General features: G+C 68.8%; 28 protein-coding genes. 9 read left to right on the top strand and 19 right to left on the bottom strand.

What is annotated here, in order from left to right:
* The first annotated feature begins 15 nt into the window (after window positions 1-15).
* From ACWGIH_RS16950 to ACWGIH_RS16940, 3 genes are all read left to right on the top strand, one after another.
* A complete protein-coding gene (locus ACWGIH_RS16950; RefSeq protein WP_453445764.1) occupies window positions 16-651 on the top strand; it encodes a hypothetical protein in 636 nt (211 codons plus the stop codon).
* 32 nt (window positions 652-683) lie between these two features.
* Entirely contained in the window at window positions 684-1028 is a 345-nt protein-coding gene (locus ACWGIH_RS16945; protein ID WP_453445766.1) for a hypothetical protein, read from the top strand.
* 337 nt (window positions 1029-1365) lie between these two features.
* Window positions 1366-3231 (top strand): serine/threonine protein kinase, encoded by a 1866-nt coding sequence (locus tag ACWGIH_RS16940; protein WP_453445767.1) that lies wholly within the window; start codon window positions 1366-1368, stop codon window positions 3229-3231.
* Between the two features lie 50 nt (window positions 3232-3281).
* Here ACWGIH_RS16940 and ACWGIH_RS16935 read toward each other — a convergent pair whose 3' ends face one another.
* The 10 genes from ACWGIH_RS16935 to ACWGIH_RS16890 form a co-directional block, all read right to left on the bottom strand.
* A complete protein-coding gene (locus ACWGIH_RS16935) occupies window positions 3282-3746 on the bottom strand; it encodes a TadE/TadG family type IV pilus assembly protein (RefSeq protein ID WP_453445769.1) in 465 nt (154 codons plus the stop codon).
* Entirely contained in the window at window positions 3743-4165 is a 423-nt protein-coding gene (locus tag ACWGIH_RS16930; protein ID WP_453445926.1) for a TadE/TadG family type IV pilus assembly protein, read from the bottom strand. The genes ACWGIH_RS16935 and ACWGIH_RS16930 overlap by 4 nt, the downstream gene beginning before the upstream one ends.
* A gap of 35 nt (window positions 4166-4200) precedes the next feature.
* Window positions 4201-4578 carry a TadE family protein gene (locus ACWGIH_RS16925; RefSeq protein ID WP_190085978.1) on the bottom strand — a complete coding sequence of 126 codons (378 nt, stop codon included), beginning with the start codon at window positions 4576-4578 and terminating at the stop codon, window positions 4201-4203.
* A 103-nt stretch (window positions 4579-4681) separates the two neighbouring features.
* Window positions 4682-4933, bottom strand: coding sequence for a hypothetical protein (locus tag ACWGIH_RS16920; RefSeq protein WP_453445771.1), 252 nt, complete (start codon window positions 4931-4933; stop codon window positions 4682-4684).
* Window positions 4934-5011: 78 nt separating this feature from the next.
* Window positions 5012-5947 (bottom strand): type II secretion system F family protein, encoded by a 936-nt coding sequence (locus ACWGIH_RS16915; protein WP_453445773.1) that lies wholly within the window; start codon window positions 5945-5947, stop codon window positions 5012-5014.
* Entirely contained in the window at window positions 5944-6996 is a 1053-nt protein-coding gene (locus ACWGIH_RS16910) for a type II secretion system F family protein (protein WP_453445775.1), read from the bottom strand. Before ACWGIH_RS16910 ends, ACWGIH_RS16915 begins: the two co-directional genes overlap by 4 nt.
* A 7-nt stretch (window positions 6997-7003) precedes the next feature.
* A complete protein-coding gene (locus ACWGIH_RS16905; RefSeq protein WP_453445777.1) occupies window positions 7004-8314 on the bottom strand; it encodes a CpaF family protein in 1311 nt (436 codons plus the stop codon).
* Window positions 8311-9147 (bottom strand): hypothetical protein, encoded by an 837-nt coding sequence (locus ACWGIH_RS16900; RefSeq protein ID WP_453445779.1) that lies wholly within the window; start codon window positions 9145-9147, stop codon window positions 8311-8313. Before ACWGIH_RS16900 ends, ACWGIH_RS16905 begins: the two co-directional genes overlap by 4 nt.
* A gap of 17 nt (window positions 9148-9164) precedes the next feature.
* Window positions 9165-9899: an RcpC/CpaB family pilus assembly protein gene (locus ACWGIH_RS16895; RefSeq protein ID WP_453445781.1), complete on the bottom strand. Its 735-nt coding sequence runs from the start codon at window positions 9897-9899 to the stop codon at window positions 9165-9167.
* A gap of 528 nt (window positions 9900-10427) precedes the next feature.
* Window positions 10428-10961, bottom strand: coding sequence for a hypothetical protein (locus ACWGIH_RS16890; RefSeq protein ID WP_453445783.1), 534 nt, complete (start codon window positions 10959-10961; stop codon window positions 10428-10430).
* A 354-nt stretch (window positions 10962-11315) separates the two neighbouring features.
* Here ACWGIH_RS16890 and ACWGIH_RS16885 point away from each other — a divergent pair, with 354 nt between their 5' ends.
* The gene (locus ACWGIH_RS16885) at window positions 11316-12119 is read left to right on the top strand and encodes a S1 family peptidase (protein WP_453445785.1); all 804 of its coding nucleotides are present in this window, start codon (window positions 11316-11318) and stop codon (window positions 12117-12119) included.
* Window positions 12120-12173: 54 nt separating this feature from the next.
* Here ACWGIH_RS16885 and ACWGIH_RS16880 read toward each other — a convergent pair whose 3' ends face one another.
* The 4 genes from ACWGIH_RS16880 to ACWGIH_RS16865 form a co-directional block, all read right to left on the bottom strand.
* Window positions 12174-12917, bottom strand: a complete 744-nt coding sequence (locus ACWGIH_RS16880) for a hypothetical protein (RefSeq protein ID WP_453445787.1) — start codon at window positions 12915-12917, stop codon at window positions 12174-12176.
* Window positions 12918-13053: 136 nt separating this feature from the next.
* Window positions 13054-13362, bottom strand: a complete 309-nt coding sequence (locus ACWGIH_RS16875; protein WP_453445789.1) for an SUKH-3 domain-containing protein — start codon at window positions 13360-13362, stop codon at window positions 13054-13056.
* Between the two features lie 19 nt (window positions 13363-13381).
* Window positions 13382-13564 carry a hypothetical protein gene (locus tag ACWGIH_RS16870; protein ID WP_453445791.1) on the bottom strand — a complete coding sequence of 61 codons (183 nt, stop codon included), beginning with the start codon at window positions 13562-13564 and terminating at the stop codon, window positions 13382-13384.
* Window positions 13565-13648: 84 nt separating this feature from the next.
* On the bottom strand, window positions 13649-14299 hold the full coding sequence (locus tag ACWGIH_RS16865) for a hypothetical protein (protein ID WP_453445793.1): 651 nt from the start codon (window positions 14297-14299) through the stop codon (window positions 13649-13651).
* Window positions 14300-14746: 447 nt separating this feature from the next.
* Here ACWGIH_RS16865 and ACWGIH_RS16860 point away from each other — a divergent pair, with 447 nt between their 5' ends.
* On the top strand, window positions 14747-16960 hold the full coding sequence (locus tag ACWGIH_RS16860) for a hypothetical protein (protein ID WP_453445794.1): 2214 nt from the start codon (window positions 14747-14749) through the stop codon (window positions 16958-16960).
* Window positions 16950-18317, top strand: a complete 1368-nt coding sequence (locus ACWGIH_RS16855; RefSeq protein WP_453445796.1) for a hypothetical protein — start codon at window positions 16950-16952, stop codon at window positions 18315-18317. Before ACWGIH_RS16860 ends, ACWGIH_RS16855 begins: the two co-directional genes overlap by 11 nt.
* Before the next feature lie 84 nt (window positions 18318-18401).
* On the opposite strand, the gene ACWGIH_RS16850 is transcribed toward ACWGIH_RS16855, so the two are convergent.
* A complete protein-coding gene (locus ACWGIH_RS16850; protein ID WP_453445797.1) occupies window positions 18402-18902 on the bottom strand; it encodes a hypothetical protein in 501 nt (166 codons plus the stop codon).
* 270 nt (window positions 18903-19172) lie between these two features.
* Here ACWGIH_RS16850 and ACWGIH_RS16845 point away from each other — a divergent pair, with 270 nt between their 5' ends.
* The 3 genes from ACWGIH_RS16845 (at window position 19173) to ACWGIH_RS16835 (ending at window position 21857) form a co-directional block, all read left to right on the top strand.
* On the top strand, window positions 19173-19955 hold the full coding sequence (locus tag ACWGIH_RS16845; protein WP_453445798.1) for a hypothetical protein: 783 nt from the start codon (window positions 19173-19175) through the stop codon (window positions 19953-19955).
* Window positions 19956-20127: 172 nt separating this feature from the next.
* Window positions 20128-20793 carry a hypothetical protein gene (locus ACWGIH_RS16840; protein WP_453445799.1) on the top strand — a complete coding sequence of 222 codons (666 nt, stop codon included), beginning with the start codon at window positions 20128-20130 and terminating at the stop codon, window positions 20791-20793.
* Complete coding sequence (locus ACWGIH_RS16835; protein WP_453445928.1) at window positions 20790-21857, top strand: hypothetical protein; 1068 nt, start codon at window positions 20790-20792, stop codon at window positions 21855-21857. Before ACWGIH_RS16840 ends, ACWGIH_RS16835 begins: the two co-directional genes overlap by 4 nt.
* A gap of 71 nt (window positions 21858-21928) precedes the next feature.
* Here the strand turns inward: ACWGIH_RS16835 and ACWGIH_RS16830 are convergent, their stop codons facing one another.
* From ACWGIH_RS16830 to ACWGIH_RS16815, 4 genes are read right to left on the bottom strand one after another with little or no spacing between them, the layout of a single operon-like run.
* A complete protein-coding gene (locus ACWGIH_RS16830) occupies window positions 21929-22486 on the bottom strand; it encodes a hypothetical protein (protein WP_453445800.1) in 558 nt (185 codons plus the stop codon).
* Between the two features lie 2 nt (window positions 22487-22488).
* Window positions 22489-23115, bottom strand: a complete 627-nt coding sequence (locus ACWGIH_RS16825; RefSeq protein ID WP_453445801.1) for a hypothetical protein — start codon at window positions 23113-23115, stop codon at window positions 22489-22491.
* Between the two features lie 23 nt (window positions 23116-23138).
* Entirely contained in the window at window positions 23139-23870 is a 732-nt protein-coding gene (locus tag ACWGIH_RS16820) for a hypothetical protein (RefSeq protein ID WP_453445802.1), read from the bottom strand.
* A gap of 50 nt (window positions 23871-23920) precedes the next feature.
* Entirely contained in the window at window positions 23921-25315 is a 1395-nt protein-coding gene (locus tag ACWGIH_RS16815; protein WP_453445803.1) for a hypothetical protein, read from the bottom strand.
* Window positions 25316-25317: the final 2 nt, after the last annotated feature.

The following is a 25317-nucleotide window of genomic DNA, read 5'->3' as shown; positions in this document are numbered from 1 at the left end:
AAGAGAAAAGTCCCCATGAGCAGCCCGACTCCCCGGCCCTCAGCGCCAGTTGGCCTCTCCCTCTCCGTGCCGGATTCCTGGTGGGAGTTCGACATTCGTCCCGAAGGTCGCGAAGGCACCATCCGCGCCCTTGTCGACGAGCGAGTCCGCGAAATTCCTGACCTAGGCGCGCATCGTGCTGACTTGACCAACATCCTTCGCAAAATGGCGAAGGAAGCCCACGATTCTGGTGCCCTCTACATGGGCTGCATGGCGGAGAACTTCGACGGGGTTCCGCTCACCGCGACTGTCACCGTCTCCGTCATCGGCGCCAAAAATAAGCAAGGCGTGGCTCTTTCAACCGATCCCAGGGCGATCGCCGACAGCTTGCGTACCATCACACCCCGCCGCGAAGGCGATGCCTGGCGCACCGTGACAACCGTCGACATCCCCGAAGTAGGCATGGCCGCCCGCACCGTCGGTGTCGAGGACGTCCCCGTCGCCCCAGGCGACACCCGCACCCTGCGCATGGCCCTGACCCAGACGTATATTCCCGTCCCCGGAACCATCGAACAGGTCATAATCGTCTCGGGAGCCAGCCCCGTCCTTGACCTGGCCGAGGCCTTCCACGACATCTTCGATGCGGTGACAGGTACGTTCCGTTTCGTATAGCAGCAGCCGTGAGGGACTGAGGGGGACACGGAATGGCAGGCAAGGGCAAGAGCGACCTCGCGCTTCCGCTCAGCGATCTTGAGGACTACGGGAGCCGGCTGCGGTCCGTGAAGGACCGCATGAACCGCACGAAGAAGACCTTCGAGTCCTACAAGGACGACATCGGCGACGGCGGTGTGTACGACGCGCTCGAGGACTTCGAGTCCAACTGGGAAGACGGCCGCGAGGACATCACCCAGCAGCTGACCGCGCTGGCGGACATGTCCGACGCCGTCGTCCGCGAATTCAAGAAACTGGACGACAAGCTGGCGAAGGACGTCTCGGAGGGCGTGAAGGAGAAGAAGGGCGGCAAGGGCGGTAAGGGCGAGGGGGATTAGCCACCCCGCGACCCTTGTGCACTTCCGCACCTCCGCGCCCCACCCCGCCCTCACAGTTCGACCCCACCCGCACAACGGGGCAAGAACCAACGAGGGGGGCGGTTCGGGGATGAGTGGTTTGTCCTGGGAGGCGCGAACGGCTCGGCTACTGCGTACAGATGGACACCACCGCGAAGAACGCGGATGCCCACCCGGCTCCACCGCCTTTCAAGGTCGCCGTCACCGATCGGCTGTGGGGTAAAGCTGTCGTGTAGTCCTCAGGGGCACCCCACTCGGGCAACCGACCTCTCAGGCCCCTTCCGTACCATGGCTCCCAACGATTCGGGGAGGATCCACCATGGACGAGCTGGCGCCGGACGACGCCCGCGAGATCGACGGATACCGGCTGCGCGCCCGCCTGGGCGAGGGCGGTATGGGCGTCGTCTACCTGTCGCACACGCGCGGCGGTCAGCCCGTGGCCCTGAAGGTCGTACGGCGGGAGTACGCGCAGGACCCCGAGTTCCGGCAGCGCTTCACGCAGGAAGTCGCCGCCGCCCGCCGCGTGCAGGGGCCCTACACCGCGCCCGTCCTGGACAGCTTCACCGACGGGCCCGAGCCGTGGCTCGCCGTCAGCTACGTTCCCGGGCCCTCCCTCTCCTCCGCCGTGTACCAGCACGGCGTACTTCCCGTACCGACCGTCCTGCAGCTGATGGCCGGCATCGCCGAAGCCCTGCAGACCATCCACGCCGCGGGTGTCATCCACCGCGACCTCAAGCCCTCGAACGTCCTGCTGGCCGCCGACGGCCCCCGCGTCATCGACTTCGGCATCGCCCGCGCCGCCGACACCACCGCGCTGACCGGCACGGACGTACGGCTCGGCACGCCCGCCTACATGGCCCCCGAGCAGGCCATGGGCGGCGAGGTCACCCCGGCCCTCGACGTCTTCGCCCTCGGCCTCGTGGCGTACTTCGCCGCGACCCGGCAGCACCCGTTCGGCGACGGCTCCTCGCACGCGCTGCTCTACCGCATCGTCTCCAACGAGCCCGATCTCACCTCCTGCCCGGAGCAGTTGCGCCCTCTGATCGCCGCCTGCCTCGCCAAGGAGCCCGGCTCCCGACCGACCCCGGCCCAGCTCATCGAGGCGTGCGCGTCGCTCGCGGGTACGTCCGGGCTCGCCCGGCAGGAGGGGTGGTGGCTGCCGCCCGCCGTCGCGCAGCAGATCGCGCAGCAGGAGCGGGAACAGACGATGCTGCTGCAGAGCGGCGCATCCTCCGGTGCGCCCGCCTCACCCGGTATACCGGGTTCCTTCGGTGCGCCCGGCGGCCCCTTCACCGCGCCGCCTGTTCCGACGCAGCCCGCCCACTCCCCCGGCGCCGCGTACGCCGCCGCCGTCCCGACCCAGCCCGCTCAGAGCCCGGGTGCCGCCTTTGCCGCCGCCGCACCGACCCGGCCTGCGCAGGCCCCGGCCCAGCAGCCAGGGCAGCAAACCGGCAAGCGCCGTCGTCCGTTGCTCGTTCCCGTGCTCGCCGTCGTCGGAGTACTCGCTGTGGGCGGCGGCTCCTTCGCCGCGTATCAACTGATGGGCGACAGCGACGACAAGGGCAATACTCCCAACGACAGTTCGGCGGGGAGCGGCGCGGGCTCCAAGACCGGGAACAAGCCTGATACGGGCAGCGAGGCCGAGAGCGGCGCCGACAAGGGCCCTGCGGGTCCGAAGACCGAGGCGGGGTGGCAGATCACCGCCCAGAACAAACCGCTGACTCTGCGGGCGCCCAAGTACGACCCCAACTCCGAGGACATCGGCTATGACGCCGGGTGCCGGCCCGCAGACGTCACCGAACTCAACATCAATGACCTGGAGCTCTACCTGCACCAGAAGGCCTCGCCGTCCTCCAGCCCCAAGCTCGCCTACGAGGACTGCGCGGCCCCCCTCAGCGCCAACGGCTTCCGCCTCGCCGACGACAGCGGGGCATTCAGCAGCACCGCCGAGAAGCGCCCCACCCCCACCGCGTGCCGGGACACCGCGCGCAAGGCGAATCTGCCCAACCCCATCCCGCTCAGCAAGATCCGGAACGACTCGGTCCTCAAGGTGAACACCGGCCTCTGCGTCGAGTCCAGCGACGGGCCCGTCACGCACCTGTGGATCAACAAGGTCATCAAGGAGCCGGAGAACGACAATCTCCGCACGTACGTGGTGACAGCGACCCAGTGGAAGACCGAGTGAAGCGGCGCTGAGGACAGCGCGGTGAGGCCCGAGCAGCCGGAGCGGCCCAGTCAGCCGACTGCGTTCTCCGCGACCGCGGTTCCGTGGACCGTTACGTCCCCGCCGTAGAACATCCCGGTGAACACGGGGCTGTAGGTCATCTGGACTTCGACCTCGACCTGTTCGGCGTTGGCCGTCACGCAGTGCGTCGCCGCGACGTCCGCGCCACGCAAGCCCGTCGAGCGTGCGTACTCCTGTGCCCGCGCGCCGCAGTTCTCGTAGTTGATGGGCGCTCCCTTGGCGCCTTCGTATATGCCCTCGCGGTCTATGTCCTGCGCCGCGTAACGCGCTGCCTGTTCCGCGATGTCGGCGGCCCGCTCCCGCTTGGAGATGGACAGGCCGCCGTCGATGACGAACGCCGAGAGCGCGAGGAAAACGAGCGCGAAGATGATGACCGCGCCTGCTCCCGAGCCGCGGTCGTCGAGGCGTTCGCGGCGCGCGGCGACCCATTCCCGTATGCGAGGACTGATGGTCACGCAGCCCTCCTGAGCGGGTCAAGTGAAGAGCTGAACTCGGCCTTCAGTGTCGTCTCCATGTCGAGGCCGAGGATCGCCAAGCCCCTTACCTGACAGCTCACTTCGACCGAGAAGAACGTGCCGGGCTCGAAGCCCGCACTCGTCTGATTGACGGTGACCGGTCCGACGCACATGCCCTCCAGGTCGGCCACCGCTGCCGCCCGCGCCTCGGCCATCGCCGTGCCCGGGTCCTTCTGGATCGAACCGGCACGCGCGGCGTCACGCGCCGCCCCGTCAACGCCTCCCCGGGCGTCGACAAGCTGACCGAAGGCCACCAGGAGCAGGATGAAGAGGATCATCACGGGGGCGAGGATGACCACCTCGATGGTCGAGAGCCCTCGGTCCAGTCCTCGGTCCGAGCCACGTCCATACGCGCGCATCCCGGAGAGGACAGCACGGGTCCATGCGTTCCTCATCAGCCGTTGTCCTCCACGAACCGCTCGACCGGGCCCGCCGACCGCGCGCGCACCGTCATGTCGAGTCCGGGAAACACGGACGGCACCTTCGCGGTGATCTCCACGCCGACCGTGTTCGCCTTCGGCTCGACCGTCTTCACGTCCGGTCGGAGAACCAACTGCGGTCCCAGCTGCTGGATGTAGGCGTCGACCACGTCACGGGCGTCGCCCCGCCATCCGCCCGGGTTCTCGTCGGCCGTCGCGCGGGCCTTCCGCGCGCCCGCCTGCGCCGCCGCCTGGGCGACATGGTCCGCGAAGAAGTACAGAGCGAACTGCACCGTCGCGAAGATCATGAAGAACAGCACCGGGGTGAGCAGGACGAACTCGATCGCGGTCATGCCGGATTCACCGCGGGTGGAGGCTGCCTCCACCCTGCGGTTCACCCATCGCTTCACGCACCCACGCACTCGTGTCCGCCTTCGCTCCCCGGTCTACAGCTGATCAGCAGGTGCCGTCCGCGCTCGCGCCCTCGATGCAGTTCTTGACGTCTTCCGCGCCACCCTTCAGCGCGCCGTTGATGACGGCGGCGACCACACCGACGATCGCCACGACGACCGCCGAGATGATGACCCACTCGACCGCGGACGCACCGCGGTCGAGCTCGCCGGAGCGGGCACGCTGCACGCGGCCCTGCAGGAAGGTGATCACGAGGTCCAGACCGGGGTTGCCGGTGCTGAAGTTCCGTCCGTTCATGGTGAGTTGTCCTCTCAGGAGTGGGGGGAGGTTGTCGGGCCGCCCCCGTCGGCCGGCCCGTCCGTCGCCGTAAGTTCGCTAGACCTGGAACACGCGCATCGCCGCCGGGAAGATGAGGAAGACCAGGAAGCCCGCGCAGAGGAGCAGCTGGGCGACGAGCATCGACTGCGACTTCTCGCCCGCGCTGCCCTCGATCTCGGCCATTTCGCGGTGTCGCATCGTCTCCGCACGGGAGGCGAGCGACTCGCGCACCTTCGCGCCGTCGTCCGCCACCAGCGCGAGCGAGGCCGACAGGTCCTTGAGCTCTTCGATGCCCAGCTCCTCGCCGAGCGAGCCGAGCGCCTGCCACTGACTGATGCCGGTGATACGCGCATCGGCCAGAGCGCTTCGGATGCGTTGCGTCGCCCAGCCGTCGGAGATCTCCGCCGCCGCCATCAGGGCCTCGGGGAGGCCGCGGCCGCCCGCCAGGCTCATCGACACCAGGTCCAGATAGGCGCCGATGACGCGCCGCAGGTCGCGCCGCTTGTCCGCGGCGTCCCGCCGCACTTCGAGGTCGGGAAGAAAGAAGAAGATGACGCCGAACATCAACGCGAGCCACACAGGAATGATCGGGCTCTTGCCGACGCCCATCGTCCAGATGATGACGAACATGAACGGCCCGAAGAACACTCCCGCGGCCGCCAGCAGCGTCTTGGTCGCCAGGAACTTCTCCCAGCTGCGGTCGAGCACCGCCAGGTCGGCCCGCAGCGAGCGCTGTTCCCAGCCCTGCTGGAGGTAGAACTCGGCCATCCGCGCGCCTACGCGGCCGCGCGTGGAATCCAGCCGGCCGGCACCCTTCTTGCCGTCACCGGACGGCGCGCGATGCGACTCATACGCCGCCCCCCTCGCCCGCAACGCATCGATCCGCGCAACGGTCGAGACCGCGCTCCGCTTGGAAGGCATCAGGGCACGGACGAGGGCGTAGATGCCCAGGCCCATGATGGCGCCGATCACTATCGGCATCGTCAGGCTCATCGACGTACCCCCTCAGGATTCCCGTAGGCCTGACCAGGCTGCGACGGCGGCTGCCCGTACGGACCCGACTGACCCGTCAGCGGCGCCTGGTCACCCGCACCCGCACCCGCCCCAGGAACAGCACCCGCACCCGGACCCCGCGGCCGCACGAACTGCACGCCGGGCTCGTCCCGGACCAGGAAGCGGTCCGGCGTCTCCACCGTCGACAGCTTGCGCAGCCACCAGAAGCCGAGCGCGAACAGGCCGCAGACGCAGGCGAGTACGAGCTGGCCGACCGCCGTGCCGTACGGCGAGACGAAGTCGCGGTTGAAGATCGACAGGCCGAGCACGAACGCGATCGACACCGCGACCACGATCTGCACCGAGCGCCGCGTCGACGCGCGCTGCGACATCACGCGCTGACGCATGTCGACCTCTTCGCGCGCCGACTTGGCGAGCGCGCCGAGTACCTGGCGCAGACCCGGACCGCGCAGCTTCGCGTTCAGGATCAGTGCCGCCACGATGATGTCGGCCGAGGCGTCGTCGATCTCGTCGGCCAGGATCTGCAGGGCCTCGGGAAGCGGCGTACGCGCACGCAGCCGGTCCACCAGGGCGTCCAGGTGCGGACGGAGCACCGGAGCCGCCGCCCGCGCCGAAGCGGGGATCGCCTGCTCCAGGCCGACCGCGCCCGCGATGGTGTCGCGCAGGGACTCCGTCCAGGCGGCCAGGGCCTCGACGCGCTTCATCTGCGCGCGCTCCTCCTTGGCGCCGCCGAACAGCTTGTCCCAGAAGAAGACGAGGATGCCGGACGCGATGCCCGCCACCGCCCACCGGGTGAGGAGCAGCACCACCAGGCCCACGCCGATGGCGAGCGAGCCGCGCTGGCCCGCGAACCGGATGAGTTCGCTCATCCGCTGGCTGGCCTTCTGCTTCTCGTGCTCCGGTTTCACCGGCAGACCGCGCAGCGCGATCGCGAGGACCGCGAGGCCACCGCCGACCGCGATGCCGCAGCCCAGTGCGTACAGGACGGGCAGCGAGAAAAGGCCGCCCATCGAGCCGAGTGAGTTCATGTCGTGCTCACCCCCATTGCCCGGCGGGGCGGTAGCCGAACGCGGCCAGGTCGTCCATGCAGGCGATCGGCGCGTGTGCGACGACCTGCCCGTTCGCGGCCTCCGCGAAGACCTCGCTGGACAGGACGCGGCCATCGACGCCGTTGACCTCGCGGACCGAGGTCACCATGCGCTGGAGCTTGCCGCCGGTCTGGTAGTTGTTGCGCCGCTGGATGAAGACGACGAAGTTGACGGCTCCGGCCACGAGCATCTGGCTGGCCTCGATGGGCAGCCGCTCGGTGGCCTGGAGGGCGTACGTCGAGATGCGGTTGAAGACCTCACTCGAACTGTTGGCGTGGATCGTGGAGAGCGAGCCGTCGTTGCCCTGCGACATCGCGTTCAGCATCGTCACGATCTCGTCGCCGAGGACCTCACCGACGATGACGCGTGAGGGGTTCATACGGAGCGAACGGCGCACCAGCTCCGCCATCGAGATCATGCCCTGGCCCTCGGAGTTGGGCAGGCGCTCCTCGAAGGCGACGACGTTCGGGTGCAGGTCGGCGAACTGGTCGAGGCCGAGCTCCAGGGCGCGCTCCACGGTCACCAGACGCTCGTGCGGCGGGATCTCGTTGGCGAGCGCCCTCAGCAGAGTGGTCTTTCCGGCGTTCGTCGCGCCCGCGATCATGATGTTCTTGCGGGCCCGCACCGCGCACGCCATGAAGTGCGCGACCTCGGGCGTCAGCGTGCCGTTGCCCACCAGGTCCGACATGAAGACCTTGCCCATGCGGGCACGTCGGATGGAGAGCGCGGGGCGCCGCGTGACGTCCATGACGGCCGACAGACGTGAGCCGTCGGGGAGCCGGAGGTCGAGCTGCGGGTTGGCGGAGTCGAAGGGGCGCGAGGAGAGCCCGGAGTACGCGCCGAGGATCTGGATGAGCTCGACGAGCTCCTCGTCGGTCTCGGCGACCGGATCGGCCTTGCTCTCACGGCCGTTGGCGTATCCGACGAAGACCTGGTCGCACCCGTTGATGTCTATGTTCTCGACCTCGGGGTCGTCGAGCAGCGGCTGGAGCCGTCCGACGCCGAAGAGCGCCGCGTGCACCGCGGCCGCGTACTTCTCCTCGGTCTCGGCGTCCAGCGGGGTCCGCCCGGCGTTGATCTCCGTCCGGGCGTACTCCTCCAGGATCTGGGCGATGACGGCGCGGGCGTACTGCCGCTCGTCCTCGCCCGACATGGGGGTGACGCCGGAGACCTGGTCCAGGCGGCGCTGCTCGGCGATGCGGTCACCGGCGTCCTGCCGGAACCGCTTCACGAGCTGGTGATCGACGGGAACGCTCATCGGCCCGCCCCGCGCGTGCCCGCGGTCGGGTTGGCCCATGCGGCGCCGTACTGCTGGTAGAGGTCGACGGTCACCTTGCGGGCCGAGCGGATCAGCATCGACTTGTCGAGACGCCCGCGCTTGCGCCCCGCCAACTGCTCGGCCCCCGCCGGGTCTTCGGCGAGGGTGCCGACGACGCGGGCACCGGTCTGCGCGGCCATCAGCATGTCGTCGACCTGGTGGACGAGCTTGCCGGACGTCGAGGGGTCGGCGATCAGGAGTACGCCGATGAGCGGGGTCGCGAGCGACGCGGCCCCACGCGATCCGCCGTGCAGCTTGGTGGCGAGCGCGGCGGCACGGTCACGTACGCGCGCGATGGCCTCGGGCTCGGTCCGCGAGACGAGCAGCACGAGGGCCGCCTGCGGGAAGAGCTCGACGGCCGGGGTGTCCCCGCTGATGCGGCCGCAGTCGGCGATGACGTCGGCGGGCGCGTTCGGGGAGTCGGCGAGCTGCGAGAAAGCGCGGCCGAGGGTCGGCCAGAGTCCGGCGAGACCGGCCGCCTGCTCGGCGATGCCGAGCCCGACGAGCACCTCGAGTCCACCGCTCAACGGCTGCGTGTGGTCCCAGAGTTGATCGGGCACGAGGCCGCGACGAGCGGTCGCCGCGATGCTGAGCATCCCGGTGTTGGGGTTGAGCGGGCCGCCGTGCGCGGCGGCACTGCGGTAGACCAGGTCGCCGCCGGCGGGGTCGGTCTCCGCGACGAGGACGCGCCGCGGCCAGACGGCTGCGAGCGCGACGGCCGCGGTTGTGACTCCGGGAGATCCCTTGTCCGCGGCGAGAGCAATGAGCGCCATGTCTCTTCTACTCGCCTCTAGTTGCCGTTGGGAGACACTTGGACGAGCGAGACGGCACCGGCGGACGCGGCCCTGGTGACGGCGGCGGCGTCGGCGGTGTCCACCTGGAGCGTGACGCCGAGGGCGCCGGTGCTCACGGTGGCGTCGCTCTTGGCGGCGACGTTGCTGACGCGGGCGGCCGAGACGATGGGCGAGTCGCTCGCACTCGAACCGGCCGAGCCGCCGGTCTCCTTGTCGCCGGCCCCGGAGGACGCGGAGTCGCCGACCTGGTAGACGTCCACCGTGTCGCCGGCCTTCAGGCCGGACGCGGGGTACTGCCCCTCCTTGAGGGAGACGCCGACCGCGGACTTGCCCGCGGGCAGGCCGCCCTTGCCGGAGAACATCTCACCCACGGCGACGGCACCCTTGGGGATGGTGTTGGTCGCCTTGAGCTTCTTCAGCTGCCCGATCTGCGACCACTTCACGTAGTTGATGCTCGCGTCGTCGGCGACCATGACGGAAGTGGTGTTGTCGTCGCTCACCGACTCCCCGGCGGGGATCTCCGCCGTCACCTTGACGACCTCGATCCGGTCCCCGGCGCGCAGCACGAGGACGGTGGCACCGAGGGCGCCGATGAGGATGAGCAGAACGGCCAGGGCGGCGAGTGCCGGTTTGCGCTCGCGAGGCGGCGCGGGAAGGCGCTCACCGACCGCTGGCTGAACCGGCGCGGCGGAACGGCTGTTGCCCGCCCCCGTACGCTCTTGGATCTTCACGCAACTGCTCCCCGCACGCCCAAGAAGATTCGGTCATTTTCAGACACTCGCGACTCTCTTCGCCCGCCTCGGGCGGGCTATTCAGCCCCAGGCACAGTGTCAAGTCATCGCACCGTATCAGCAGCACATAAGCCCCTCAAGGCGCGTTAAGACTGCTGCGGCCCGCACCCCTCATCGTTATCCACGCGCAATCCGTACTCCATGGTTCCCACGCATTCCGGGACGTGGAGGAGATGACGAGAATGTGCGTACGCGAATAATTGCCCTTTGCGCAACGGGCGTCGCAGGGCGCGGTGATGAGGAACACCAACCTGCCGGTGACCGATCAGCGGCTGATCGTTCAGCCGCACGGATGACGCCGGGAGGGGCGGGGGTGGTTCCCGGTTGGGCGAGGTTCGGCCATGTGTGGATGAGGGCGCTGGGGTGGGGGCGGGGCTGGGGCCGGGCGGGGGCCAGGGCTGGGCCCTGAGCGGGACCTGGGGCAGGGAAGCGGGGCGGGGGAAACGGGGCAGGGAAACGGGACGTCAGTCAGTTCCGCTTGAACTCGTCCTCGACGTAGACGAGAAAGCCCTTCAGGCCACTCGCAATGCCGCCCGTAGGGCTACTCGCAAGGCCAGCCGCGAGGCCTTCGGCGAGGATCTCCACATTCTCCGCACAGTGGTAGATGTCGCCCTCAACTCGCGCCGACGGCAGCCGATACACGGTCGCCCCATCCGTACGACTGAGCGCGAAGAGCGCCCCGCCTCCATCGGACCCGAAGACGACGACGGAGTCGTCGAGAGCACCCGCGAGCCGCGTGGGCAAGTCGCCGCGAAGCCCGGCCGCGGTCTGCCGCACGGAATGCACGAAGATCCCGACGCCCACGTCCGGCAGGCTGAGGTGATCCATATGGCGATAGAGGAGCGCGAGTTCTGAGGAGACGGCACGGACTTCGCCGTGCTCCGGGCCGCGGGACTCCTCGGCCCCCCGTGCCTTCCCGGCAATCGCTACCGAGTTGAAGTCGGGCGGATAGCCGAAGCGAGCCTCGAACTCTCCGAGGTATACGACGAGATGCTCCCGCACGCGGGGAATCCAGGCGTCAATCCACGCGCCGGTGAGGGCCGCTGATGCCGCCGAGCCCAACCGCCTCGGCGCCGGGCCCCCCTCTCGACATCCCACTGCCCCCCAATGAACCCCCACGCACCCTCCCTCGTCTCACAGTCCGGCGCGGCGCGGCGCACCGCATCTCACGGCACCACATCGCACCGCAGCAAGAACTGCTCTGTCTGCTCGACACGGAAGAGAAATTCAGCCCCCATGAGACTTTCCTTTCCCTCACGTCTCTCGCACGTACGACGTACGCCAGCGGCGTCACGCAGGACGACGGCGTCACGCAAGACCATGGCGGCAGCCGGCATAACCACGGCGGCGCTGGCCATGCTGGCAACCAACACACCCGCGGCACACGCCATCATCGGCGGCACCGAAGTGTCCAACGACGCCTACCCCTTCATGGCGGCCGTCATGGACAAGGGCTCGGGCAGCGCGCTCGACCGCCAGTTCTGCGGCGGCAGCCTCGTGACGGCGGACACGGTCATGACGGCGGCACACTGCCTGGTGGACGACGCGGGCAAGCCCGTGAAGCCGAAGAAGCTCCAGGTGGCGGTGGGCCGCACGGTCCTCTCGAAGGCCGGCCAGGGCCAGATACGCAACGTGGCCAAGGGCGGGGTGGTGGTACATCCCCGCTACCTCAAGGGCCAGGAGGCGTACGACGTAGCGTTCATCCAGCTCAGCAAGCCGGTCCGCGGGATCTCCCCGGTCGCCCTGCCCACCCAGGGCACGGACGCCCTGATCCGCCCGGGCCAGAAGGCAACGGTCGCGGGCTGGGGGAACACGGACACGGAACTCCCCAACACCCCGGACCGCCTCCGCGAGGTAAAGGTCCCGATCCTCTCGCACGCGGAATGCGGCACGAGCTACGCCGAGTACAACTCAAAGGTCAACTTCTGCGCGGGAGTCGAGACCAAGGACTCCTGCCAGGGCGACAGCGGCGGCCCCATCTTCCGCAACGTCCCCGGCCGCAGGGCCCCGATCCAGATAGGCGTCGTCTCGTACGGCGACGGCTGCGGCGCCCAGGGCGCTCCGGGCGTATACGCGTCCACAAGCTCGTCGAAGCTGTGGAAGACGCTGGACGAGTCGGCGGCGGGGAAGAAGATCAAGCGGTCGATGAACCGCCGCTGAGCCCGCATTGAACTCGGCCCGGTCGCGAAGCCGGGCCGAGCTTCGGCCGGCTTGTCACACCCCCGGTGCGGGGAGACGCGCTTCCGCCGCGGTCCGCCCACAGAGCACCGCCTCAAGCGCGGCCCGCTGTACGTCGGGGAGGCGCTCCCCGAGAGGCTCGCTCCGGGGGCTGTGCTCGCCGTCGCAGATCCAGCTTCGCTCATCGGCGTCGTACGTCCAGGTCTCGGCACCCCACATGGGATGCCCCTCCAGCAACCGGACGGCCAACGCCTCGCAGTCGGACGGGGCGCCCTGCGCGACGAGCGCTTCGACGATCGCCTCTATGGCCTCGGGTGGTGCGTCCGCGTCTCCCAGTACGGGGAGAAGGAGGAGCAACCGGGCGTGGGGATCGGTGACTCCGGCGGCTCCCGCCGGGGCGGCGATCAGGGCCGCCAGCTCGGGCCAGCACAGGCCCGGCCCGATGCGGTCCTGATCATCGGAGGCGAGGACGAGGTCGCGGGAGTCGGGCCAGTCCCGGTGCGTGAGGAAGTAGTCCGTGGTCGTGAACTCCTCGCCACTGTTGTAATGCAAGATAATCGCGAAGCCCCCGGCCAACGGCACGGTGAACACCGGCCAGGCCGCCCGGTCGTGCAGCCGCTCAAGGGCCGCCCCGGCATCCGCGGCGTCGACGCCGAAGGCTTCCGCGGGAAAGCCTTCGCCGAGGTCAGCGAGATGAGCGGCCCAGAAGCCTGGGTCGTCCAGCAGGGGCAGACCGTCCGTGACGGGGGCGGATGCGTACCAGTGCCGTGCCATCATCATGCGTCCGGCGGAAAGAGTCGAGGCGGACGGTATCCACTCGCCACTATCTCGAAGAAGGTACTTGCGCTGCTGCCGTACTGGTAGATGTCCGCGTCCCTGCCACCGTAGAACTGGCCGTTCTCGCCCAGGTAGATGGTCACATGGAAGCTGTTTCGCGCGACAGGACAGACACCCACTCCCACGGCTTCGCACAATACATAACGAACGGCATCATGGCTTCGTAGGCGAAGTCACTGTGCTTGATGTCCGTAAAGCTGGTGACCTGCCGTCCGTTGATGACTGCGGAGGGGGCATGTACGAGGTGCAGGTCCGCGTACTCGGCCATGAATTTCGCCGCAGGGGCGTTCACCGAGATTCCCACGGACTCCAGCTCCGAGACCTTCGACGCGATGTCCACGCGCCGCCCGGGGAACCACCCAGCCTCCCGAAGCATGTCTGCTGCCACTGAACTCAGTCCATCCATGTCACAACCCCTGCGAAAGATCGGCCGCGCCCAGCCTGACCAGGACACTCTGGCACGACAAGCAGGCCGCTTCCGGAAGTCCGGAAGCGACGTTGACGGTCAGGAACTCAATCTCTTGGAACGGCTGCATCGCGTCGTCCAAATGTTGCATATCGAATCCGTTGTCTGCGATCAGCTGGTTCACTGCCCTGATCTCGGCACAGTTGGCCGCATCCCAGTCCTGCGTACGGAGGATGAAAAGGCGGCAGGGCCGCGTGGCGTCAGGCCCTTAACTCGCTTGTTCCGCGAAGCGGAACGTCGACGTCACCGCGTCGAAGATGTCGAAGAACGACTCCGCCAGGTCCAGGACCTGGCTGCTCCCCGCCACCAGGGCGACCTTGCCCTCCTGGCCCGGAACCGGGATGAACGTCTGCATCAGCACGACGCGCATCGTGCGGTCGTCGCCGGGGACCGAGACGTCCTCGATGCCGTACGTGCGGGCCGCCGGCCCCACGCCCGGTATCTCGACCGTCTTCACCTTCCGGTAGGTGTCGCCCTCGCGCTTGGCCTCCCGTACGCCGAGCTGGGCCACGATCGCGGCGGGGTCGGTCGGCATCACGTCGCCGTTCGACGTGCGGGCGCCGACCAGGGAAACCGTGACCGAGCCGGTTATCGGCACCTCGCCGCCGAAGCTCTCCGCCATGCAGCCGCAGTACAGGGCGCCCGACTGCCAGGCCTCCTTGGACGCCTTGCGCAGGAAGCCCTCGAAGGTGTTGCGGTGCGGCTCGAGCTCGGGGCGTTCGCGTACGCGGTCGTTGATCATCTGCCGGATGCTGGCGTCACGTGACTCCGGGCGGACGTCGAACTCCCACCAGGTCTCCGGCACCTTGATGCTGAATCCGCCGCGGGCGATGGTCTGCGCTTCGGTGTAGCGGGCCATGCTGTTGTCCCCGTCCCCTTTGTTGGCTCTTGCTGATCAGCGTACGAGGCGGAATTCCATTCGTGGGTGGGGGTGCGGGCGGGGGGGCTCTGAGTGCGGTGGCTTGGCGCTCGATTGCAGAAAATCCCACCAGCGCTGGCTCGTACCGCTACCCGAGCGGGATTTCTCTGCACTCATCCCCCGACGAAGACGGCGCACCACACCGAGGAGAGCGACGAATCGTGGTGCAGGCTGAGCATTCGTCGGCGTGATGGGTTCGTGTGATGCCTCGACGGCGTCCCCGACGTCGTCGGGTTCGAGTCATTGACCACCACCCGGCGGATGACGGTCGTGACCTTCGCCGCCGCACATTGCGCACCGAGGAACCGCACCGAGCTAGCTCCATAGCCCCTTCCCGTACCAGAAGCCCCGTGGAAACACCTCCGTCGCGACAGTAAAGTGCGCCCAATGAGCTACGGGGTGGGACGACGCGTGAGCGGGGCGGGGAGCAAGGGTTACGAGGGGGCAGAGGGCGCCGCCGGTATACCGCGCGTCAGCCGTCGCGGACGGCGCCTCCTCGCGTCGCTTGCCACCCTTTGTTCCGTCCTCCTGTTCGCCCCCGGCGCCGGCCCCGCCTCCGCGGCACCCGGCGACGCGGCACCCGACGACGCGGCATCCGCCGTGGAGGACGGCACCGCCCCCACCCAAGCCGCCGCCCTCGCCGACCTCCTGCGCTCCGATCCCGTCCACGTCACCGACCAGCTGCCCCGCGACCTACCCCGCTCCACCGCCCCGCAGTTCAAGAAGCTGGCCCAGCGGACCAAGGTGCCCACCTATGTCCTCGTACTGCCCAGCCAGAGCGGCAGCGGCGACCGGCTGCTCGCGGCCGTGCATGATCGGCTCGGGCGGGACGGGTTGTACGTCCTCGTCGACGACATGGGCGTCGCCGACGCCGCCGCCTTCGGGGTGCGCGCGCCCGCCGATGACGCGTCCACCGTGGCGCTCTATGAACTCCCGTACGACGCCGGGCCCTTGCTCAGCTTCGAGCGGTTCACCGACGTCATCGCGCTCGGCAGCAAGAAGGCCGCCGAGCGCGCGGAGGCCGCCCGCACGAAGTACGGCGGCGACACCGGTGAAGAAGTCGACGAGATGCACATCGACCCCGTCGACCGCGACAACCAGTCCTTCGTCACCGGGATCGCCCTCACCGGCGTACCGCTGCTGATCCTCGCCCTCAGTCCGTATATACGGCGCTACGTACGCCGATCGCGTCGGCGGCAGCAGCAGCACTCGCCTGCTGGCAGCGGCAGTGATCAATCCAGTGCTCCCCGACCGCACTTCACCCCCTTCCGCGTCGAAGCCTGCGTAGCCCTCCTCGTCGCCGTGGCCATCGCCCTCTCCGCGTTCCTCGCCTTCCACCAGGACACGGCCGGCTCCTCGCCGCCGCCCACCGCCTCGGACCTGTCGAGCCGCGTCGAGCGGGTCGCCGCCGGGCTGAAGCAGGACGGGCCCATCTACAGCGATCCCGAGAGTCCGCAGCCGCTCGACTCCGATCAGCAGGCCCAACTCCGGGATCGGATCGGGGAGTTCGACCGCGGACCCGTTCATGTCGTCCTCGCGCCGCAGCTCAGCGAGGACGAGTCCGGGGGTGAGTCCGAGATCTTCGTGGAGGCCGTGCGGCAGAAGATGGGGGCGAAGGGCGACCACGGCGTGTACGTCGTCGCGGATCCTCTGAGCGGGTCCATCGACGTCGTCACCTACGACGTACGCATCGACGCGAATCTCATCGCCTTCGACATCCCCGACTCCATCCGTTACGGCGATGACGACGACCGCTCCACCGACTACCGGCTCGGCAAGCGGCTCGACGACCTGATGACATTCCTGGACAAGGCGCCGCGTACCACCCACCCGGAGACCTCCTCCCTCGGCATGGACGACGCCCCTGAGCCCATCGAGGAGGACACGCTCCCGCCTCTCTTCTCCGGCGACTTCTGGCCGGGTCTCCTCGTCGGCGCGTTCGCCGCGACGCTGCTCTTCGGGGTCGTCGCCGCCGTGCTCGGCCTGTTGCGCCTTGCGGTTCCGGGGCTCAGGCGGACGCCGGTCAGCACCGTCTCTCCCGAGGGAGTCCTCACCTTCACCGCACCGCCCGATCCCTCCCTCGGCTACTTGCGCCAGGCGGCTCGCGACGAACTGGACGCGCTGGCGCGCGAGTTCGACGCGGACGCCGGGCTCAGGTCCGCCGTCCGGACCCGCGTCTGGGACTGCCTCGACACCGCGACGCTCCTCGCCGACCGCGACCCCGACGGCCACGTCGACCGCGACACCACGCCCGCCGACCTCGCCGCCGCGATCGTCCTCGCGCGGGTCGGCCGGAGCGCACTCGTCGGTGCGGACAAGCCCTGCTGTGCGCTCAATCCACTGCACGGGCCTGCTTCGGGGTGGCGCGACGCGCAGTATTCGGCGGACGAACAGCGGCTGCGCACCATCCCGGTCTGCGCGGAATGCCGCGTCCTGGTCGGCGTGCAGCCACGCCTCGCCTACACGCTCCGGCTGACGTTGCCGGGGGAGGGCCGCGCGGGGCGTGTGCCGTACGAGGAGGCGACGGGACCGTTGCCCGCCATAGTCAACGGAGTCCCTCAACTCATCCGCCAGGTACGGGAGTACGCCGGTGTTCAGTGACCTGAAGCGTCTCAGCGCAGTGGCGGCCGTCACCCTGGGCTGCCTGCTGGCCGCCGCACCCGCACCCGCGGAAGCCCAGGCCCAGGCCCGACCATCGTTCCAATCCCAGTCACCTGCCGCCCCCAGCCCCGGCCAGAAAGTCGCCGACGCCCTGCGCAAGTCACCGGTGTACGTCGATGCCGCGTACGCCGACTCCGTTCCACCCGCCCGCCAGAAGCAGCTCGTCCGGCAGATCGAGAAGACCGGTCTGCCGATCAAGGTGGCCTTGGTGCCGCTGGTCCAGGGCGATGCGTACGACGGTGAGTCCGATGCCTTCGCCGAGGTCGTGCGCGACCGCCTCGCGCAGCGCGAGCTCATCCTCGTCACGGGCGGCGACAGGTGGACCGGCGATCTGCACGGCTTCGAGTGGCCGGAGGAGAAGCAGCAGGCAGCCGACGCGGTGAGCACCGTCGGCTTCCTGGACGAGATGAAGGACGCGGGGCTCGCCGAGCAGACGGAGAAGGCGATCGAGCTGATCGCGCGGGGCGATGGCACGAAGGCGTACGAGGAGGCGACGGCCGACCTGGGGAAGGCCACCAGCGGCGGGAGCGGCAGCGGCAGCCACCCGGAGGCCGGGAACGAGGAGGAGGGCAGCTCTTCCTGGCTGCTGCCGACCGCCATCGCTCTCGCGGCAGCGCTTGCCGTCGGCGGGCTCTTCTTCGTGGGCGTACGCCGCCGGGGGCGCGGCAGGCGGAACCGGTATCCGAGCGCCACCGGCTCGCCCTTCGCCTTCCCCAAGGCGGTGTTCGCGGCGGCGCGAGCGGCGGACGAGGAGGCGTTGCGCCGTCAGACGGAGGCGGAGGTCACTGCCCTGGGTGAGACGGCAGCGGAGGCCGACCCCGCATCAACGCCCGCCCTGCAGCGTGCACTTGATGCCTACGCGGCCGCCGGCAAAGTCCTGGACTCGGCGCGCGGGCTGCCTGATCTGGCGGGCGTCCTCGCGCTGGTCGCGGAGGGCCGGGACGCGTTGGCCCCGGCGGACGGGACGGCCCCCTCGCCGCTCCCCCTCTGCTTCTTCCATCCCCTGCACGGCCGGGCGGCCCTCCGCCTCCGCTGGCGTCCGCTGGGCCGCCGCGATCAGCTGAACGTGGCGGCATGCGACGAATGCGCGACGGCAGTCCGATCGCGCCGAGCCCCAGAGGTGCTCACCGACACCCACGAGGGCCGCGCGCTCCCGTACTTCGAGGTACCGCCCGAGCAGAGCCTGTGGGCAGCCACGGGGTACGGATCCCTGCTCCGGGACACGGAACGCGATGGGCTCGCGGCACGGGTGGGGCGAGGGGAGTTTCCCCGAGGGCGGGGCCACGGGCGGGAGTGAGGTGGTGGGTGAGGTGGTGGGTGAGATCGAGGGTAAGCGGGAGCGGGAGGGTGAGGGTGAGCGGGAGGGTGAGCCGCTGCCGGGTCAGCCGATCGGGCCCCAGTCCCGTCGGGGACGCGGCGGCTCGGCCGGGGCAGGCGGCGTACCTCGCCGCGGTGCGCGGGCCAGGATCCGTGGTCCCGTCGCCACGGCGATGATCACCGGCAGGCACAACATCGCCGCGAACCCGAGCGCGAACCAGCCGCCGTCATTGCCCCCGGACAGCTGGCGCACGCCGGTGACGACGAACGACACGAACAGAACCACGTAAGGCAGCGCCCACGGCCAGGGGTTGGGCTCCGGCACCGGTTCCGCGCGGCGGCCCTGGCAGAAGGCGGCGTACCAGTAGCGGGCGCACCACCAGGCGACCGTGTACGTCGAGACCGCCCCTACCCCCATGCCGACCCGCATGAGCACTCCGACCTCGCTGTTGAGTGCCGTGGCCGTCATTCCCACGCCCAGCATGAGCATGATGAGGAACAGCATCGTGCCGAGAGCGAGCCGGTGGCCGCGGCCGCCTTCCGTTGCGCGAGGTGAGATATACATGCGGGCCACCCTAGGAGGAGCCGCTCGGCTCCCGCGCCGCACCTTCCCGGGCCCGGCACTCGGGACCGCTGATCGCGTGGGGCTGCACGAAGGGAGCGCCTTGGGTGCCTAGGGCGCCTAGAGCGCCTTGGGTGTTGGCGTCACGACACGATGACAGTCCGCGGGAATCCGGTGAATCACGCCGATTCCTCCCCTGGTGGAGGGAAGAACCCCACAGCTAACGTCATCCACTCCATCCCCACACGCCCCTCACCCCCACCGGGAGCCCCAGTGAACGGCCGCACGCTGCCCAACTCCGTTTCCCTCACCGCAGCAGCCACGCTCCTTCTGACGGCGACACTGACGCTGACGCTGACGGCCTGCGGAAGCGGCGAAGAGGACAAGGGAGAGGGAGGCAAGGACAAGGGCAAGGGCTCCGACAGGGCGGCGGGCTCCTCCGCGCCTTCCGCGGAGAAGAAGCCCACCAAGACGGCCGCGCAACTCGCTCTCACCAAGAACGAAGTGCCTGCCCACGCCGTGGTGGAGCCCTCCGACAACTTCGTCTTCGCGAAGTCGAGGGACACCATCAAGCTCGACAAGACCGCCTGCGCCTCGCTCGGGTACGCGATGAACCAGTTCCCCGTCGGCGACGCCCAGGACAGCTTCGTCCGCGTCGCCGAGAAGAAGGAGTTCGACGGCGCCTTCACCTACGTCACACTCGCCACCTACGCGCCCGGGAAGGCGCAGGAGGCCATGGCCGACATGACCAAGGCGGTCGGCGCGTGCAAGGGCGGCTTCACGGCGAAGGGGGACAAGGCCTCCAGCAAGTACGAGTCCATCACCCCCGAGACCACCGGAATCGCACCTACCCCCGGCGCCGACGACTCCCTGGCCTTCAGGACCACATCCACGTACAAGGGCGACACGCACACCATGCGCACCCAGGCCACCCGCCACGGCGACACCATCGCCCTCTACTACGCGGTGGACGGCAACGCGTTCATGCAGTCCCGCTCCGGCGACGCGAAGCTCTTCCCGGCAGTGGTCAAGTCGCAGGAAGAGAAGCTCGGTTGACGTCGCCGCGGGAGCGGCCGGGGGCCCCGCACAGTGGCTTCGCGCGCGTCACGACACGATGACAGTTCACCGAAATGGGATGTCTTGCCCCGCTATCGACTCTGGTGGAACCAGCAACCCCACCGATAACGTCGGCGCTTTGGAGACCCCCTCGCCCCACCGGGAGCCGACCGTGAATCGCCGCACCATGCCTGTCGCCACCGCGCTCGCCGCGACCGCAGCCCTGCTCTTGACCGCTTGTGGCAGCGGAGACGACGGCTCCAAGGACAACGACAAGATCGCCGGCGCCGACCAGGGGAAGCCGAAGAAGTCGTCGGAGCCGTCGGCCTCTCCGGCGGAGGAGAAGCCGGACGGGGTGGATCTGACGCTGCCGAAGGACATCAACCTTGTCTTCGACTGGAAGAAGCCGAACGACAAGGACGAGGCCGCGGCACTGGATGATGCCCGGCACTTCGTGCAGTCGATCTATCGGGGAGTCGCGGAGCAGAAGGCCAACGACCCGGCCGTCTCCGCCTACGCGATGGACAAGGGGCTCAGTTACGCCCGCACCCAGATCCAGGGCCGCATCGACGCAGGGCTGACCTCCACGGGCACTCGGCGCCACTTCCAGGAGAAGGTGCGGAAGTCACCGAACGGCAATGCGGTCGAGGTCTCCTTCTGCGTGGACTCCAGCAAGTTCTACTCGAAGGAAGTGAAGTCGAAGAAGGTGCGCAAGGGGGCGCCCGGAGCAGCTTCGTACGACTTCTTCAAGATTATTATGTCCAAGTTTCCGGGGGATGATGACTTGTGGCGCGCTTCGGTCGTATACGTGACGGAAAAGGCGGGCCAGTGCGCCTGAACCGAGCCGCGATCACCTGCCTGACTCTGTCCGTCGCCATCAGCGGTCTCCTGGCGAGCGGGGTCGCCCACGCCGACGAGGACTTCGGCAACGGCAAGGGCGGTGAAAAGGAAGCGCAGGGCGGCAGCGACAGCACCGGCATCTACGCCGCCGCCACGGTCAAGTACTCCGGCGCCGTCACCAAGGACGGCAGCAGCGGAAACGTCACCTCTGCCGACGTCAACTGGGACCCGCCGCCCTGCTGGTACGCCCCGTACCTCGGTGCCAAGGACTTCAAGAAGAAGATGTCCGCGGACATCAAGGATCAGCTGGACACCCCCGGACTGGGTTCGGGGGGCACCGCCCTGGGGCAGCTCCAGCGCCACTACGAGGACAACTACGGCTGGACGGACACCCCCGGCTACAAGGACTACAACGTCGAGAAGGACGGCGAGGGGATGTTCTGGGCGGGCGTCGAGAACCCCAATGAGCCGGACGCCCTCGCGCGGATGTCGTGCTCCGACATTCCCTTCTGGGTCGACAACGGTGAGCCGCCGCCGCCCCAGCACGAGGAGGCCATCACCCCGGAGATGCTCGCGGCGCTCGCCTACCAGCACATGGAGCTGCCGGGCACCAAGGTCACCCTCGCGCCCGAGGCTGTCACCAAGGTGAATCTGCCCACGTGGGCCTGGCTCGACAAGGCCGTCTTCGACGACGTCAAGGCGACGGCGGAGATCAACGTCCCCGGCTTCAACCTTCAGGCGACCACGACCGCCACCCCCAAGTCCCTCACGCTCGACCCCGGCACCAAGGACGCCACCACGATCCCCGCGAACGGCGAATGCCCCATCGTCGACGGCAAGATCGGCGAGCCCTACGCCAAGGGCAAGTCCAAGGAAACCCCGCCCTGCGGCATCACGTACCGCCGCTCCTCCGGCGGCGACACGTACCCGCTCAAGGCCTCCCTCACGTGGGAGATCAGCTGGACAGGGACGGGCCAGGCGAATGCGGTGGGCATGCCCAACGGCACGATCGAGGCGGTCCAGAACATCGAGGTCGAGGAAATCCAGTCCATCAACCGGTAGACCCGACACCCGCCCTCGGGTCAGTACGAGGGCGGGTCAGGTGCGGGTCGGGCCGAAACAGGGGGCGGAGGTTAGCGTGCCTTCCGGCTCTTTCCTCTGCCCTTCTTTCGCAGCTTTCGCAGTCGTGTCTGGTGTGCGGCTCGGCGTTGTTCCTCGCGGGTCGAGCGGAATCGGTGGGTTGCCCAGGCCAGGGCCGCGGCAGTGACGGCGTAGGCGAGGAGAGCCGGGAAAGCGCCGTCGATCTCGCGGCAAGTGGTGCTGGAGGAGCTGCAGTTGCGGCCCGGCAGTGCTGAGATGATGTACGCCGTCACGATCACCGGCAGTGCCCAGCACACGCTCGCGGCGACTCGACGCGCGATACGCCTCGGGGTCTCGTCGCCCTGCAGTGCGTCGGCTGCCCACAGGCCGCCGCAGGCCCCGGCCACCGCCAGGACCCCGGCCATGATTCCGAAGACCCACGCGCCGCCGGGCCACTCCGCGATCAGATCCGGTGCCTCGCGGATCACCGTGCGCCAGGCACCCTTCGCCCAGAGGAAGCCGGCGACCAGGGCGGCGAGCACGACGACGAAGGCCGCGATGCCAAAGCCGTCGCGGGTCCGGGAGCGGCGGGTGCCGTCGGTGGGCGTCATCGTCAGTCCCAGTGCAGCGTGCCGGCCACCACGTCGAACAGCTCCACCATCTGGTCCGCGAGCGGGTCAACGGGGGTGGAGAAGTTCAGGAGCAGCCAGCTCTTGGTGGCGGGGATCGGCACGTAGTACGTGACGAGCGTGTTCGGCAAGGTGCTGCCCAACTGGGCGGACGCGTCCGACAGTTCCCTGCGGCGCTGGCGCACGGCGCGGCCCGCCGCCGCCAGGGTCACCACACCCAGCTCGGCCGTCTCGTCCTGCGGCTCGTCGGAACCGTCCTTGCTCGCCAGGTGCTCCGCCAGCTCCTCGGGGCCCGAGATCGTCGGCCACTCGTCGGGGCCCGGGATGCTGATCAGGAGCGAGGAGGCCAGCGGGAGCTGACCGACCGCCAGGGTGGAGATGTAGAGCTCGGTGCCGCCGATGCCGTAGGCACCCTTGGCTTTGCGCTGCATCTCCCGCATGAACTGCTTCTTGATGTGCGGGGCGTTGTCCACGCCCCGGAACTGCTGGTCCGCGAGCGCCATGATGCCCTGGTCGCGCTGCTCGGGCGCGAGCGGCAGCTGGAACCAGCCGTCGGGGACGATGACGTTGTAGTCGGAGGGCGGCGAAGTGAATTCGCTGGCGTTCTTCATCGGGTTCTGGCTCTCGAATTCACTCAGGGGTGTCCGGATTCCGGCTTCGGGCCGGTCTCGTTTCCGGTGCCGTTTCCGGTCTCGCTTCCGGTGCCGTTTCCGGTCCCGTTACCGATCTCGTTTCCGTTCTCGTCCACCAGGTCCAGCCTCAGCGTCGGGACGATCTCGTCCACCCGCTGCGTGTTCTCCTCCGTCACCTGGATGTTCTCCCACGTCGCCGTCACCACGACGAGGCTCTGCATGCCGGGCGGAAACACCGCGTACTTCACGAACTCGGTGATGCGGCGGCCCAGGCCGAGCATCCGCTTGATCTTCAGAGTCGCCTGGACCCGCAGCGCGGGGCCCGCCGCCAGCTCCAGGCGGGTCACCTCCGGCTCCCCCACGACCTCGCCGTTCTCCCACTCCAGGAGCAGGGGCAGCACCTCGTCCGCCGTGGGACGCGGCACTCCCTCGTCCCCGTACGAGTCGACCACGAGGCTGATCAGGCCCTCGCCGCTCTCGGAGTAGTACGCAGCCGCCAGCGCCGGAGCGTCGTCGTTGAGGTTGAGCGCCCGCTCCGCCATGTCGTCGAAGACCGCGCTCTTCTCGATCTCCAGGGAGAGCGGGTTGAGCTCGTTGACGGTCTTCGTGGCGAGCGCCTTCGCCTCCGCCTTCGAGACCTCGCGCAGCGTCAGGTCGACCCAGCCGGGCTGGAGGTCGATGCGGACCGCGAAATCCTCGGACAGCGCCGGGATGTCGTCGTCAGGTGTGTTCACTGCGTTCCTTCTTCGGTGGGGACTCAGGCCACGAGTTCTCGGGTGTGGGCTCAGGCCACGAGCGGGTTGAGATTACCGTCAAGGCCGAGTCCGGCCAGCGTGATGCCCGCTCCGGTGACCCCCAGACGCGTCGCCGTCTTCGAGATCTGGCTGACGGCATTGACGTCGAAGTTGCCGAGTCCTGCCGCTCCCGACTTGATGGCCTTCAGGTCGGACGCGACACCGGGGTCGGCCATGGAGAACGACTTCCCGATGCCCTTGAAGGCACTTCCGCCGCCCCGCTCCGCCAGTTCGTTCCTGGCGGCCGCGAAGTTCCCTCCGCCCGGCTTGAGGGTCTTGAGATTCTTGCTCCAGGCGGCCTTCGAGAACGGCTCGGTGAAGGGCTCCTTGAGGGATTTCCAGCCCTCGCCCTTCTGCAGCTTGAATTTCTTGCCGGAGAGCTTGCGCAGGTTCTTGTTCGCCCTGGTGACCTGCTTCGTGGTCCGCGCCGCTCCGGCCCGGCCCATCTTGCTGAGCGCCGTCTTGGCGAACTTCCCCGCCACCTTCGAGAAGGCCTTGCCCACGCCCATCAGCAGGAAGCCGACCGCCGCAAGACCCACGTCCATCCAGTCGGCGTTGCCCTGGAAGACCTGGATGATGGTGCAGATCGTGGTGATCAGTGTGGCGATCATGGCTATCGCGCCCAGCACGCCGGCCAACGCCTGCCCGATGACGGGGATCCAGCCGACCACGAGAGAAAGGATTCCGCAGACGGTGGAGATCAGCTCCGTCACCGACTTGATGTCGTCGACGAGGGTCTCCCAGAAGCCGTCCTTCAGGGAGTCGTCGGCGATGACGTCCTCGATCGCGTCACGCGCCCGCTTCGCCGCGTCGTCACGGACCTTCCTGGCCTGGTCGATCTTCTTCCTGGCGGCCTCGATCTCGTCGCCCGCGGCGTCCCGCGCCTCCTCCAGCTTCTTCTTGTCGTCCTTCCCGTCGGCCTTGTCCTTGTCCTTGTCCTTGTCCTTGTCGGAAAGGCCGTCGAGGCTCTTCTGACTCGCGCTCTTGCGCTCGTCCGCGTCCTGCGCCTCCTTGAGCGCCAGGTCCGCCATCTCCTGGGCCCGGTTCAGGTCCGACGCGTAGTTCTTCGGCTTGGCGTGCAGCTTGTCGTCGAACCTGCCGCCGACCTCCGTGACCTCGCTGCCGAAGGCGTCCGCCGCCGTGTCGTAGCGCTTGAAGGCGGCTTCCAGCTTCTTTACGTTGCCCTGGGCCTTCTCGCGGAACTCCTTGCCCGCCTTGCTGTCCCAGGCCTCCACCTCGGAGACCGCCTTGATGTTCCTGATCTGCTTCTCGAGCTCGTCGGCGGTCTTGCGGAGCTTCTTCCCCAGGTTCGCTACCCGGTCGGCGTCACCGGGGATGGGGTCGTTGTCCGCGACCGGGTGCCAATCGCGTGGGCGTCCGGCCATGG

Source organism: Streptomyces sp. NPDC054872 (assembly GCF_053610705.1).
This window is presented reverse-complemented; position numbering and strand designations above follow the sequence as displayed.